The sequence below is a fragment of the Selenomonas sp. ND2010 genome (assembly GCF_000702005.1).
In the GTDB taxonomy this organism is placed as follows: Bacteria; Bacillota; Negativicutes; order Selenomonadales; family Selenomonadaceae; genus Selenomonas_A.
The window spans coordinates 118713-133503 of record NZ_KL370847.1 but is presented as its reverse complement, the minus strand read 5'-3'; the positions used below and the strand labels follow the sequence as shown (position 1 = coordinate 133503).

Sequence of the window (14791 nt, the reverse complement as noted above, 5' to 3'; positions counted from 1 at the left end):
CAACCACCTTAACTATATCGCTTCTACTTGGCTTGATAAAGCTCTAAAAAAATCTGTTCCCCAAAGCTGCAATTTTTCTTCCGTTTTGATAAAACTCCTCACATCCTGCTTTGCCTGTTCATAATCGATCGAATCAAATCTCTCAGCCAACATATTCCTCAAATCCTGAATGGTCAAAGTATCTTCCTTATTCCAGTGTCCAGTCTGCTCCAGGCGCTTTTGTAAATGGAACAGATTGACCTTTGTCCTATTCGTAATATACCAGACAAAGTCATAAATGTCTCGCCCTTTTACCCTGTTTCGCCAATTTCGACAAAGCACAGCATGTAATTTACCGGCAAACAACGACGGTTCATCATACAATCGAACCATGTAAGGAACAGGGCGCAGGCCGTACTTGATATCATACGAAGCGCCCGCAGGAGGATTCGTATCAATCTCCATCTTGATTTTTATTACCTCATGTGGTGCAATCCCTGGAAATCCACGCTCCTCTTTATCCCATATCGTAATCAATTGGATTATGGTTTCGCCCTTGATAAATGCCGACTGAACGTCGGTTTGATTGGCCTTGATCTTTTTAGAAACCGACATTTCCAGGCCATGACTTGCCAAAGCTTCCTCCACATAGGAAAAATATTTCTCCAACGAAAAGTCCGCATTCGGCTCAGCTAGGGAAAAATCCATATCTTCAGAAAAACGATCCAGCCCGTAAAAGATCCGCAATGACGTCCCACCATAAAAAGCCGCTTTTTGAAAAAAATCACTGTGGCTCAATCCATATAACGCAATCTCCTGGACAATCTCTTTCAGCGCATTCCTATAGTCATCCGCCGTCTGTGGTTTATAGAACTTCATATAGTCATTCAATAACGTATCCACCAGCTCACCGCCCCTTGTCCAATAATTCCCCTAGCAAATTCAAAGTGCGCCGTCTATAGCGTGGCACCAGCTGCTGTAGCTCTTGTCGATTTAGCTGCGCAAAAGCTTCCTCATCAATACGCAAATCAGCAAACAACAATTCCCTCAATGCCTTTTGACTATATACGGGTTTCTGAACATACAGCATATCGCATAATGCCTTTTCTGGCGATGCAATTGCATAAAACATATCATTCTCCCTCTCACACTTAACCCCAAGCGGAAAAGCAGCCGCAGGAATATCACGATATGTAAAAACGCCCAAATCATTTTTATATATCTTGGAACGATTCTTCCGAAAAGTAGCTGAGGTACAAGCGTAAACACGCTCCGGAATCAAACCATATCTTGAAAGCGCAGTTTCAAACGAGATATACGACGGCCCATATATAACACCTGCTACTAGATATGAGGAAATTTTAGTGGTTGTTACATATAATCCTCTTCGCAAACGAAAAAGATTCCCCTCCTGAACCATTCGCTTGATTTTCATATCAGGATTGGCATAACCAGAAAAAGAATCTAATAAATCATATGTCGTTCTAATCATATCACTTTCCTCCACTAACTATAATTATATGATAGTTAGTGGAGGAAATCAAGATATCTTCAAATACTCTAAATGAGTTAAACAGAAATTCGTGTAGCAAAATACTGTCCAATCTTATGAATAAACTTCAAGGCATCCTCTTTCATCGCATCCGGAAATGCCGTCAACACCGGTGCCGTTTCAAAACTCAATACACCTTGATACTCAATATTCTGCAAGCCACGGATAAAACCTTCCCAATCCGTGGACGATGCATTTTCCCGCGTCCGCGTGAACGTAAAGGGGATCTGATGCAGATCCAGCCGCCCATCGTTATCATGGATATGCAGCACCTTCAGCCGATTACCAAGCCGCGTAAGAAAATACTCGAAATCAAGGCCTACCAGGTTCGCATGACCCGTATCAAAACAGAAGCCCAGCACCTCAGCACCATACTGCTCATTGATGCGGTCAATCCGCTCGACAGCCTTATCCACATTACAGCACGGTCCCTCAACGATATGGCCATTCAAGTTGTCATAAAGATTCTCGATACAGACCGTTATTCCCATCTCCTTGGCCATCGGTGCCAGATAATGAATGAACCGCTCCGTCTCCGCCCACTCGGCCTCCTCAGCACCAAGGAAATACGTAAGCTTGAACCCATGGATTACGATATACGGACAGTCAAAGAACTTGCAAAGCTGCATACTCTTGGGCGCCATTTCCTCCCATAGATAACGGTTGAGCTCGTTATTCCCCTGCGGCACATAGGCAGGATAGGGCATATGCATCTGCCCAATCGTGATGCCTATCTTCGCAGCCGCCTGCTTATGCGGCTGGAAAAACGCCTCGAGCTCCGCCATTGACTTGTCAAAGAAATGGCTATTCTTCATTTTATAGATATCCGTATTCCGCATATAACCATTCAAACTGAAATCCACATGCGAAAACCCAGCCTCCCGCAAAAGCTGAAAACCAATCCCCGGACAGGCATCATCGATTGCCTCTTTCGTCTGTACACCAATTCCCCGTACCGTCATCCCTTCACCTGCTCTTTCCACGCATCCGACTCTAGCCGCTCAAAATGAAACGACGGCATGAACTCATCATTAAACCGCTCAATGGGATTCTTCAGTCCCATATCCCGCAGCTGTCGCTCGATTTCTTCATAATATATATTGCAGATAAATATCGCACAATCCTCCGGCAAACTCCGTAAATCCTCCGGCGCATGCACCAAAAGCCCACAGAACTCTTTCCCCCAGACCTGCGGATTATTGTCACAAGTATAAAGCGGTGGAAATTCCTCGCCATAGCATTTCATATAAGCCCGGCACATATTCCCCGCACCAAACAATACCCGACTGGAATAACGCCGCAAACATTCCTCCATCTGCACCTGCCAGGTCAGATACTCTGCCACCTTATGCGCAAAGGATAGCATCGCAGGACGCAACAACCCTGACAAAGCCGTAAGCGTCGTCCGGAAATCCAGTACCGCAACGCCAGAAAAATGTACTGCCCGCAATCCGCGGATAAGATTCAGCCAATCCATGCGCGAACCGCCGCCATGCGCCGACGAAAACGGCAGCAGCGAATCGTCATGAACGCCATCGTTTTCCCGCAGGATAACCGCCTGCAAGCGTGCCCCCAAAGCAGTCACGAAATCATACATATTGATTCCTATGAGGTTACACACCCCCGCATCAAGACAAAAGCCCAACACCTCTGCCCCTAACGCCGCATTGATTTCATCGACAAATGCCACCGCCTGCGCTGGCTCACCACAGAAGCCCCGCACCAAATGACCATTCATATCCCTGTAGCTGTTCACCACGAGCAAGCGTAGCTTTACCGCTTGCGCCACTTGCCCCAGCCGCAGAAAGTATTCACGATTCTTCGCTGCATTCTCCGCATAACTGCCACCAGCCAAGCCGCACACCACTAGAGTCTCAATCCCATATTCCGCAGCCTTTTGGATGCAGATTTCCGCCAGTCTTCTCTCCAGCTCTTCCCTATCGGCAATCGTCTGCTCCGGCTGAAAATGCGGAGCAAAAGCCAGGCTAAGCGGCATTCCCTGTCGCTTAGCCTCCTCAACATATCGATTGGCCCACTCCTGCCAGTGTGCCTCACTCTCGCTCCGCCGCGTTTTCACAGCGAAACCACCCGCAAACAGCCCAAAATCCAGCACAGTCTCAGCAAAGCCACTCTGACCAAGCTTTTCCAATCCACCGCGCGGCCGTCTAGACTCAACAATCCCCATGGGAGAACCAATTACCTTCATATCTTACACCTCCCCTCCCTTACTATACTCCTCTAGATGTGAATATCCCACTTTCAACGATCTTCTCTATCGCCGTTATCGCTTGTTCATAAGGTATTCGTGTAAATAACAACATTTCCGTTATTTTCTCATAATCAGTTTTAAAATAACTTGTACTTACTATCTCCGCTAAAATCTTTGTTGGATTATGTTCCTCTTGCACAGAAACACAGCGGCTATCCTTAAGTCTTTCGTTGCGAACTTCCTCCACCAACTGTCTATCTATGTCAGCCAGTGAAATATGCTCTAGAATTTGGTAGATATCATAAATATGACGGGAATATCTTTCCGACTGCCCAGCCAGATAATAATCACACAAAGCAAAAACCTTATCCACAAAGGTTCTTCTTATGTCCATCACCAACATCGTGAACGGCTCTAATTCAAATTCCCTAACCGCATCCTCATCATATTTCGCTAAAGTTTCACCTACAAATGAATCGATTTTTCCTTGTATCACAGGAAACGCTAATATAGTTATAAACGTCTCTACAATAATCTGCGGTCGCACCGTCGACGTAGCAAACACAGATTCGTACTCGAAAACGTAACGATTAAAATTTCGCCTTCTTTGAATCTGCTCTTTATTCTGTAGCTTGAGCCCTATAGTCTCACCAACAGCCATAATCGTATCCGCCATTTCACGACGCTGTCCCTGAGTAAGATGCTGTGATACAGTCAAATCGATATCTTCCGAAAATCTATCAATCACCTTATAACACTTAGACAGCGAAGTGCCTCCCTTAAAGATAAAACCTATCGCTGATTCTGAAAGCTTTCTAAGCATCATCGTCACATAATAATCTTTTTCCAGCATACCGACATCAATTCTCTTTTGATGCTCATCATCTGTTTGCGCCAAGATATCCTCAAAGGCTTCTTTATCCTTATGTAAAAGCACTATAAGCCTCCATTAAAACAATGTTCTCAATCGCTTCCTTAGGATATTCCTTAATAATACTCTGCACTTGAGTCGCCCTAATATTATTTTTTCGTACAAAATCCTGAATCATCCTCTTGGTATCTTCCCAATCATATTCAGAATACCGATTTACAACCGTTAATAAATCAAGCAACTCCATTGCCTTGATATTGTCCTTCGTAATTCTCACCCGTGGTGCCTTCAAGTACACAGTTCTTTCGCCCACATTGATTTTACGTTTTTTACTCGAAGTAGCGTTGGTAACTATGGTTTTCACCGCTGCCATCTGCGTTGTTATTCCCGCCAGATTTGCTAACGCCAAATCAGAATAATAGCCATTAGGCTCCGCCTCATCCCCTAGATATTTACTCTGGATTACCTTCTCAGAACTTAACTTCTTTTTCCCAAAAAAACGAGACTCCTTGGGAAAGTAATATACGCCGTGCCCCCATTTTTCAACGATTCCCTGATTCTTCCATCGCTTCAGCGCCTGAACCACCGTGTTGACATCCAAGGACAACCGTTCCGCAATTGCCTGTGCAAACAGCGGCGTATCCTCTCCATATATCACTCTTACTTGCTCCTGCAGGACCATACTTACTCACCACCTATAATGATATTATATTATTTTTTACCAACATGGTCAAAAAAGATGACATTAAAAAATTACTTCATTTCACTTTTATATCAACCGTTCCGTAATCAATTTCTTGAGCTTTGTCGACGACGTACTCTGCGTATACGGGAAGAATACCATCGTGCTGCCCCGTTCCTCCAGCCACTCTTTCTTTCGCAACCACACCGGATCATGCTCATAGTCGCTGCCAGAGAATTGTACATCGAAGTGATAAAGCTTCCAAGCCATATTGGTATCCGGATGCTCGAAGGGGATTTCATGTGCCTCATCCACGTAGCGGCAAGCTCGCACCATTTCCAAGCGCTCCTCAAACGGCACAAAAGGCTCCACCTTCTTGCCCTCACGCACCTGACGGTCAGAAACCACGCCAACAATCAGATAATCGCACTGTTCCTTTGCCCGGCGCAAGAGATTCAAATGCCCGATATGGAACAGGTCAAACACCCCAGCTACATAGCCAACATGGTATTTCTTTTTCTCTTCCGCTGCATCCGGCTTCACATTATCCGTTATAGGTGTTCGCGGAATTGCATACGACTTGCCCGGATCAAAAATACTGTAATCGTCAATTTGCATGGACTCCAATTGCTCCATGACCGGCAAGAAATTCTTGATGCAAACAAGAACCTTGTACTCTCCTGAGTCCATATTCTCCAAGAGTACCGGAGACTGAACCTTTACCCCATGAATCTCCGTCCCCCAGGCAGCTTCATTATTGTCCACGATTGCATATACCGGATAACGGACACGGTAAAGATCCATATACTCTCTGGCATATCTGCCACTGCCAAAGAGAATTATTTTCTTGCTATCGGCATCCTGGAAAATATCAAAAAACAATCTGCGATAGTCACGCCCCAAACAGTTCATATAACTCCGATTTGCTGCTACCAAACCATTATCCCGCCGTACTAAGCGGTGGTAATCTGCCAGAGGTTCCTTCTGCAGCAACTCCCGCAGGAAAGCCCACTCCATCTCCAACCATCTTTGCTTCTCCTCCAGCAAACCATAGCGGGCATATAAATCATCTTTCGAAAGTATCTTCTCCAGCTCAGAATTCCCTGCATAGAATGTTGCAATCATACGTGTCAGTACCACATTCACGGGATAATTCTCTGCCGAAAACTCCTGATCAAAGAAAACAAATTGTCCATCTAGATAAAAGCTATTCAGCGGAACCATATCGAGAAAAGCCTCGTCAAAAAGCTCAGTTTCCCCCGTATTTCCCTTCGCATCTGTAAACTCTCCCCAATGTATTGGCGAAGATGCTAAAATAGCCTCCCGAAAAGCATCCATGGCCTGCAGGAAAGCTTCTTTATCCCGTTGGAGCAAATCTTTTAAATAAACTTGCCCCGTAACCGAATCGATATATGGCATGATATAGCGGCCATCCGCATCCAAATGACCTTCTACCACGGGCACGCCCTGCTCCTGTAATTTCTTCATATGCTGCGCCAAACGTCTCAGCCGTGCCATCCCTTTCGGATAAGCAGCCTCTTTGCTGACCGTTCCGTCCGCATGTATCACCGTCATCATAGCATTGTCTTTGCCCCGCTCCAATGACGACGTAACATAAAGCGCATCCGCAAAATCTGCCTTAGGCGAACATTCAATCAAATAAGCATTCGCCATAGCATGAAACAGTCCATTATCCGCTAACGTACGATACAAAGACTCTTCCTGTAAAAAAACCGACCGAGGATTATGGTAGCTGGGAAAAAGTCTATTAGCCAAATCTTCTTTCGGCAATTGTCCATCAGCGAACAGGAATACCGGCTCCTCCAGATTCGGCAGAACCGAATAAAACTTTCGCCGTGACCAACCAGCAGTATCCAGCATGCTCTCAATCTCGCCTCGGGCATACATCCGTCCCCACGAAGATTGTCCCTGTCGGTAATCCTCTATCCCATCAAATATTTTATTAGTATACAGGTCACGATCCCCGCAAAAATAGCGCATCCCCAGGCGATTATTCATTGCCAGCAACAGCACGCCATCCTCTACCAGTAATTGGCGAAGCCCTACCAAAACTTCTACCGGATCAATTGCTTGCTCTAAAGTGCTTATCGCTACCACATAATCAAATTTACCTTCTATGCTGCTTATCTGTTCAAGACCTGCAGTAACCACATCCATCTGAAAGACCTGCCGCAGCATATCCGCCATAGAACCATCTTCGTCCAGGCACAAAACTCTGCTCCCATGTCGAAACGGATACCAGCGAAGCAGTGCCGTAGGCAGCTCCGCAATCATTCCCGCCCATTTTGCCTTAGTTGTCTCTTCTAAAAACATAGTTTTTCCTCAATTCACTTCATACATCTTGTCAATAAACACCACAAATCAAAGCTGTTTACGCAACATTTGATCCATACGATATACGTGTTTAAATCCATATTTGACCAAGTTTTTATATAGCTCATACTGAAGCGATTCCGTCACAGCGATGACTACAGCCCCAGACGCAGCGTATTGTTGGAGGTCCTGGAGTTCCTGTACAGGAATCCCACCACACCTATCAATGGATTCATCTTTTTGCGTTACAGCAAAGCAAGTAACCGGAATACCTCTGGCCTGCAGTCGCTCATGAAGCCATTGCCCTACTTTCCCGGCTCCATATATTATCAATTGAGGATACTTGGTAAGACCAGTAATCCACCCATCCACATACAGATCTTCATTTTGAAATTCACAAAGTTCAAAGCGCGGATCATGTAATTCTTTGGCACTTGACAAGAAAAAGGCGTATAAATCTTCATGCATACGGCTAATTTTGTCCCATACATCAGGACGGAATACACCTTTTTTAATACGCCCTGCATGAAAATCAGTCGCAAAAGAATTGGCCATCTTTAGCAGCAATGCATATTGATAAGGTGCTGCCACACGATAATAATGATTCAGATAATCTCCATATTTCGTAGCAACAAAATTCTGTTCAAGAACCGGAAAATGTTTCCATTCCTCTTCCAATATTTCTTCCAACCACTCATATTCATCAAATACGTTCATTATCCGACGCGGATTATGCATAGATGAATCCCCATTGTCCCGACGATAATACACAAACGCATCTGGTAATAAATATATTCGCTTGGCTTTTACCCATACTTGTATCGCGAAGGATATATCCTGGAAAGCTGCACCTGTTGTTTCATGAAAATATATTTTCTGCTGCTCTAGAAAGGAACGACGATAAATCCCCGCCCAAATAGCCTCTGCCCGATCAATAATCTTAGGATACGTCAGTGCATTAAATACACATTCGTTAGGGTAATCATGCAATAAATCCTTAAATTCCGTCCTATCTTCATAAAAATGATAGTAGTTCGCCTTGACCACATCAGCATCTTGCTCAATTGCGGCTTTGTATAATTTTTCAAAAGCCTCCTGAGCGATAAAATCATCGCTCTCCAGTATACCTACATATTCACCTTCTGCTTGAGAAAGTGCCACATTCATTGTGTTGCCATATCCAGTATTTCGCTTATGAATAACCTTGATTCTGGAATCCTTTACTGCATATTCGTCAATAATTTTGCCACTGGAATCCGTGGATCCGTCATCAACCACAATAATTTCGATATCCTGCAATGTTTGTACCAGGAGGCTGTCAAGGCACTTAGCTAAATATCGCTCAACGTTATAAACTGGAACTAATATTGAAACTTTCGGCATTATAAATCCTCCATTACAAATACGCTAACGATAAAATTGAAGCCATATCTTTTTTATATGACTTTATGCAGACTATCTTGTCTTTCGGTACATTCCATTGCTCATGAAGCTCCTTAACTGCATCTTCAGCAACAGATTTATTGTATATTGCTACGACAAGATAATCATAATCCACATCATTTATAGCAGAAATAGGCTTCACTTCATATTTCAGCCTTTCCATATAATCACTTGCTATAGTCTTATTCTTCTTTGGCATATCATAGTTCTTATCTACCACTGCAACTATGTCATCCATGTGGCCTTGCAGCCAAAACTCCTTGTATAATGCCTGCCCGCAGGCTCCTGCTCCGTAAACAATAATTCTATTTCCATATAGTTTTTCCATTTCTGGAAAACACCAAGAACTAATCTGTCCTAAATCTATGCCATATAAGCCACGAAGCACTCTATTATTCAGATAAATAGCATTTTGATATAATTGCGGCATCAAAACATCTCGATGAGGAGAATTGTCAAAGGCCTCTTTTAAATTAGAAAACAATCGATACATATTTTCTGGTTCATTTTCATTAGGCTTTAATTCAGCAGAACTGACACGTTTGACATAATGATAAAAAGGCTTACGCATTATGTAAATACTATGGCAAGCCAAACAACACCTATATAAAATCATCTCATCTTCACAATAAAAGACTCGCGTATCAATTTCTTTTACAATTTTTTTTAATATGCTTGCACGAAACAATTTAGGAACTAGATAACAACGCATTGCTTTCATATTTATCGAAAAATCATGTAACATAGTTGGATATATATCCTTACGAAGATTCGTATACAAACCTTGTTCATAATTGTCGTAGTCAATCCATTCATTACCATCTACACCATGAACCAAAACATCTGACGATACCAAATCGCAGTCATTTTCTATCATAGTATTATATAACGAGCTATACATATCCGACTCTATCCAATCATCGCTATCGACAAAACCTATATATTCTCCAGTTGCCCATTCTACACCATTCTTTCGAACAGTAGCTATTCCTTTATGCTCACATTTATAGATTTTTATTCTATTATCTTTCTCTGCGTATTCAGACATTATTTCATAGCTATTATCTGAAGAACCATCATCAAGCAATAAAATTTCTAAATCTTTATAAGTTTGTGCAATAATACTACTCAAGCATTTGCTTAGGTATTTTTCAACATTATACACTGGTACAATTATAGAAATTTTAGCCATTTAACCACCCCCAGTTAAAGTTATAATCCCATATATAATAATTTCCGAATCGCAAAGATTATCCTATTTCATACTCGATTCATAATTTGTCATTTTTTCTTCTTTTACTTTTTCGTCAATTAAATCGGAAATAAATTTTGCAGCGCGCTCTGCCGCATGTCCATCTTCACGAACTCCATATTTATTAAAGAAAACTTTTACATCATTTTTATACTTTTGTTCATCAAAATCAACAATGTTTTTCCGTAACTCTTCATTACTTTTAGCAATAGGAAACGGCAATGTTTCATAATCGATATAAAAATCTCTTTCCTGCGACGTATATTCTTCTAAATCTGTAGCAAAAAGAAAAACTGGAATATTGATATATGCTGGCTCAAACATAATACTAGAATAATCTGTAACAAGTGCATCACACGCCGCTACTAATTCCTCTGCATCTTGATAATTACTAACATCAATAACATAATCGGGTATGACTATTTCTTTACTATACTTCGCTACCATTGGGTGAAGACGCAAAAGAATACACCAATCTCCCCCGAATCTAGACTTCATGGATTGACAAGCCATTTCAAAATCCAATTCATGTCGATAACCAACATTTGACATATCCTTGCCTGTTCGCCTAAAGGTAGGAGCATACAAAAGAAGTTTTTTTCCTTTTAACTCCTGATAATCATTAAAGAAGGGCATTTTTCTATCATTTCTAAATAAAATATCCGACCTAGGTGAACCTATCCGTATATATTTATCATCTATATTAAAACCGCTACGACAAGTTTCCTCATCAAATTCACTTCCGACCATAATGTAGTCGATATGCTGTTTATAACTCAAAATAGCATCTTTAACAGTCTGATTTTCTCCGACAGCTTTCTCATCCAATGCAAACTTTTTCAACGTAATACTAGACCAGTGTTTTAAACCAATACCAATATGTCCATACTTTTTAGCAACAGTAGGAAAGCCACTACCTCCACTATCACCTATCCAAACATAAGAAGTCTTATATTCAAACTCACGTGCGCATCTATTTTCCATAAGTCTTTTCACTATTTTATTATCAAGTTTTGTATACCAATTCTTTACAATCCACACAATTTGAAGATCCGTACGCATAGACAAAAGACATCTAACTATCTCCTTAGCGTGGCCTGCGCCATCACAGTCACTATAAATACATATTTTTTTAGGATTTATAGCATTCATTTGTATATTTTTCAACCATACGTCTCGACTATACATTGAAATATTATGATGATATATTCTTTCCATCATCTCCATACAAAAAACAGAATAATATTTCTTTATACCATAGCTTTCTAATTCTTTTGCTATCTCATCAAAATAGTTAAAGCTAGAAATAAGAACTATAGGATTTTTATCACCACTGTTTTCTAATTCTTTTGGTTTTTCTATAGTCACCGAACAACAGCCGTCGAAATCAGCGGTAAGCATTGACAGTGTTAATCCTTGTACTTCTTCTTTATTATCAAACGCCCTCTCAACCTTTGAAAAATTACCATATTTGAAAAAATATAAATCCGCTCCTGCTCCTATACCGAATAAATAAAACTTTCCTTTTCCCACATCGATTTCAAAATCTCGCCATGTCTTGTTATAAATATTCAACGGCAAATTTTTATATCCTTTTCTAGCTATTATTTTGTCTATCGAATCCATTTTAATATACTCCATCTTTCCTTAATCAGCGTTACATTTGCCACAAAGTAGCAATCTATCTTTTGCTTTTTCCAAATTACGACCATCAAAAAAGCCTTGTCTAAGCATTGGTGCCAAATAAAAATTTTTAGCGCCATTTTTTTTCAACGCTGACCTAATTTCGTATAAATATTTTCGGGATACCCCTAAAAATATTCGCATATTAGGAAGACTGTCTAAAACATCATCTATACTATATACTCTTGTTCCAGCGATTTCTACAATATCATTACCCTTTTCAGAAACAATAAATCCTTCTACTTTAATATTTAAATGAGATAAATATTTATGCAATGTTTTTCCTACTTTTCCAGCTCCGTAAATATAGGCCACATTGTCTCCGACAAATGACTTACATTTCATATTATATCTTTTTTGAGTTGCAGAAACAAATTCATTAATCTTTGTATTTAAAATTAATCTGCTCAGTTTTTTTTCTTTTATGTTAAGCCAATTTTCATCTATTTGTTGCAATGCACTTTGCAAGTCAAGATATATTTGTTTTTCCAGCCGCGATGGTATTTTTTTATTATAAAACAAACCACCAAGCCTAGCTACCAACAACGTAAAATACAAGTATAGTAAATAATTACGAACAGGTGAAGTATATATGTCCATTTTACCCAGTATCATCCGAACTGCTTTTGAAAACTCTAGTGAACTATCCACCGAATTATCATGTGTCATACTTGCAGGATGCAATCGATAATGATACAAGTCATACGGTAAATATGATACTTTATTTGCTCTTGGAAACACAAGACAAGAAGTAACGAAGTCATCCCCAAGACTGATTTCACTAGGAAATACGGTTTCATCTAATAATTCTCTCTTGAAAAGCTTACTCCACAAATCCCAACCTATTACTCTTGTTGTAAGAAAGTTCATCATGGCATCTTGCGATTTCATAATTTTTTTTTTCCACTTTTTTCGCCCAGGCATTTGCGGGCTTCCACAGCACTCAGGAATAAAGCATACCATTGTAATATCAACATCATCGGACATTGCCTCAACTAAACACTCATACATATCAGGCTCGATCCAATCATCACTATCAACAAATCCAATGTATCTTCCAGTAGCTTGCTTATATCCCGCTAATCGTGCTGCATGAGCGCCAAGATTCTTTTGATGTATCACCTTAAATCTACTATCGGCAGCTACATATCTATCACATATTTCTCCTGAACTATCCGTCGAACCGTCATCTACTAATATGCATTCAAACTTCCTGTAACTCTGCATTGCAATTGACCCTAGACATTCTGGTAAATACTTCGATACATTGTATACAGGAACAATAATGCTGACAACTGGCTTTTCTTTATTTTCTATTTTCATTTACAACACCTTCTAAGCAAGTTATCATTCAAATAGCAGCTACAAATAATACGATAATCATCCGTACTCCTCTAAAAACATCCACACTAACTGAATATACTACAACATCATAATGCCGTAACATTTTTCTTGTCCATTATAGTTCCCCTGCCATAATTACGTTTTTGAATCCCAATCTATATGCATTATTCGCCAACTCTTGCTGTAGTTTTGATCCAACAGCAATAATAACAACATTTTTTTTGTGTTCGTCCGCCAAATCTGAAATCGATGAAACATATGCCGATTTGATATTATTATAGCACTCATTTCTTTTTTTAGTTATCGCCACTTTATAATTATAGAATCCATATTCCCGTAATAGACTAATAATTTCTGTTCCAACATTTCCATTTCCATAAACGATTATCTCTTTACACCCCATCAGTTTTTTTATACTATCAAGTGAAATTTTTCCTTCTATATGTTTGTATCCAGCTCTTATTATTGTCTTCCACTCAAGCAATTCAATAAAACTGATATCATGTGAGTGTTTAATATCTTCACCGCGCAAGCTTCCCTTAATCATTTTATCACGAGCTAACTGCCGAACATAACAAATAAAATTTAGTACTGATGCTATAAAGTCTTTTTCTAAAGCACCATCATATCGTTCTATATTTTCTATAATATCAACATTTCCTCTAATTAAGCCAATTACTTTTCTTGTTTCCATTATCATAGTCGTAATAGAATTATCTCTCCGTCTATATAGATAACAATTACGACGCAAAAAAGCCATTCTATCTGCCCACATCAATGCACAAATAGAAAATGGATTATCTTCATGCAATATACCTTCTCTAAAGAACAAATTATGTGACAATAAAAACTTTCTTTTCCACAAGCAAAGGACCGCCATAAGCTGTAAATCATTATTATTGGTTTGCAATGTAAATAATTCTTGCCCAGTGTATACACTGGTATAGTCATATTTGTGGGGATGAAATTCTGTTAAATTATTATGATTAATTGTTGTTTCATTTTTGCTATCTAAGTCAAACATTACTCCATCGACTTTAGTTTCCACAGCTTTATTATATAAAGCAACCAAGCTACCTTCAGTAAGCATATCATCAGAATCAACAAACATAATGTAGTTACCGCTGGCTATTTCTAAACCTCTATTACGTGAATATGATAATCCCATATTTCGTTTATTGTGGATGACTTTGACTCGTTTATCTTTAGAGGCATATTCATTAAGAATAGCCACAGATTTATCTGTACTGCAATCGTCTATCCCAATAATCTCTATATCTACTAGCGATTGACTTAATATGCTATCTAAGCACTCCGACAAATATTCCTCTACATTATAGACAGGAACAATCACACTGATTTTTGGCATAAACACACATCCATATCTTACTTAAATCTATATTCTATATTACCTTCTAACAGCAGAGCCCATACAGCATAAT

The 14791-nt window shown here is 40.1% G+C and carries 12 protein-coding genes; all 12 read right to left on the bottom strand.

The window, feature by feature from the left end; all coding sequences use genetic code 11:
• Positions 1-12: 12 nt before the first annotated feature.
• Positions 13-777, bottom strand: a complete 765-nt coding sequence (locus tag T504_RS0112615; protein ID WP_197018722.1) for a nucleotidyl transferase AbiEii/AbiGii toxin family protein — start codon at positions 775-777, stop codon at positions 13-15.
• 109 nt (positions 778-886) lie between these two features.
• Positions 887-1471: a type IV toxin-antitoxin system AbiEi family antitoxin domain-containing protein gene (locus T504_RS0112610; RefSeq protein ID WP_033171380.1), complete on the bottom strand. Its 585-nt coding sequence runs from the start codon at positions 1469-1471 to the stop codon at positions 887-889.
• 77 nt (positions 1472-1548) lie between these two features.
• Positions 1549-2493, bottom strand: a complete 945-nt coding sequence (locus tag T504_RS0112605; protein WP_033171379.1) for a sugar phosphate isomerase/epimerase family protein — start codon at positions 2491-2493, stop codon at positions 1549-1551.
• Positions 2490-3737, bottom strand: coding sequence for a sugar phosphate isomerase/epimerase family protein (locus tag T504_RS0112600; protein ID WP_033171378.1), 1248 nt, complete (start codon positions 3735-3737; stop codon positions 2490-2492). Before T504_RS0112600 ends, T504_RS0112605 begins: the two co-directional genes overlap by 4 nt.
• A gap of 22 nt (positions 3738-3759) precedes the next feature.
• Entirely contained in the window at positions 3760-4677 is a 918-nt protein-coding gene (locus T504_RS0112595; RefSeq protein WP_033171377.1) for a nucleotidyl transferase AbiEii/AbiGii toxin family protein, read from the bottom strand.
• A complete protein-coding gene (locus tag T504_RS0112590; protein WP_033171376.1) occupies positions 4664-5293 on the bottom strand; it encodes a DUF6088 family protein in 630 nt (209 codons plus the stop codon). Before T504_RS0112590 ends, T504_RS0112595 begins: the two co-directional genes overlap by 14 nt.
• An 87-nt stretch (positions 5294-5380) precedes the next feature.
• Positions 5381-7627, bottom strand: coding sequence for an adenylyltransferase/cytidyltransferase family protein (locus tag T504_RS14835; protein ID WP_197018721.1), 2247 nt, complete (start codon positions 7625-7627; stop codon positions 5381-5383).
• 48 nt (positions 7628-7675) lie between these two features.
• The gene (locus tag T504_RS14055; RefSeq protein WP_051635391.1) at positions 7676-9010 is read right to left on the bottom strand and encodes a glycosyltransferase family 2 protein; all 1335 of its coding nucleotides are present in this window, start codon (positions 9008-9010) and stop codon (positions 7676-7678) included.
• Positions 9011-9023: 13 nt separating this feature from the next.
• The gene (locus T504_RS14050) at positions 9024-10262 is read right to left on the bottom strand and encodes a glycosyltransferase family 2 protein (RefSeq protein WP_051635390.1); all 1239 of its coding nucleotides are present in this window, start codon (positions 10260-10262) and stop codon (positions 9024-9026) included.
• A 63-nt stretch (positions 10263-10325) separates the two neighbouring features.
• On the bottom strand, positions 10326-11948 hold the full coding sequence (locus tag T504_RS0112570; protein WP_033171375.1) for a CDP-glycerol glycerophosphotransferase family protein: 1623 nt from the start codon (positions 11946-11948) through the stop codon (positions 10326-10328).
• Positions 11949-11969: 21 nt separating this feature from the next.
• Positions 11970-13328, bottom strand: coding sequence for a glycosyltransferase family 2 protein (locus tag T504_RS14045; protein ID WP_051635389.1), 1359 nt, complete (start codon positions 13326-13328; stop codon positions 11970-11972).
• A gap of 136 nt (positions 13329-13464) precedes the next feature.
• On the bottom strand, positions 13465-14718 hold the full coding sequence (locus T504_RS14040; protein WP_051635388.1) for a glycosyltransferase family 2 protein: 1254 nt from the start codon (positions 14716-14718) through the stop codon (positions 13465-13467).
• Positions 14719-14791 lie beyond the last annotated feature (73 nt).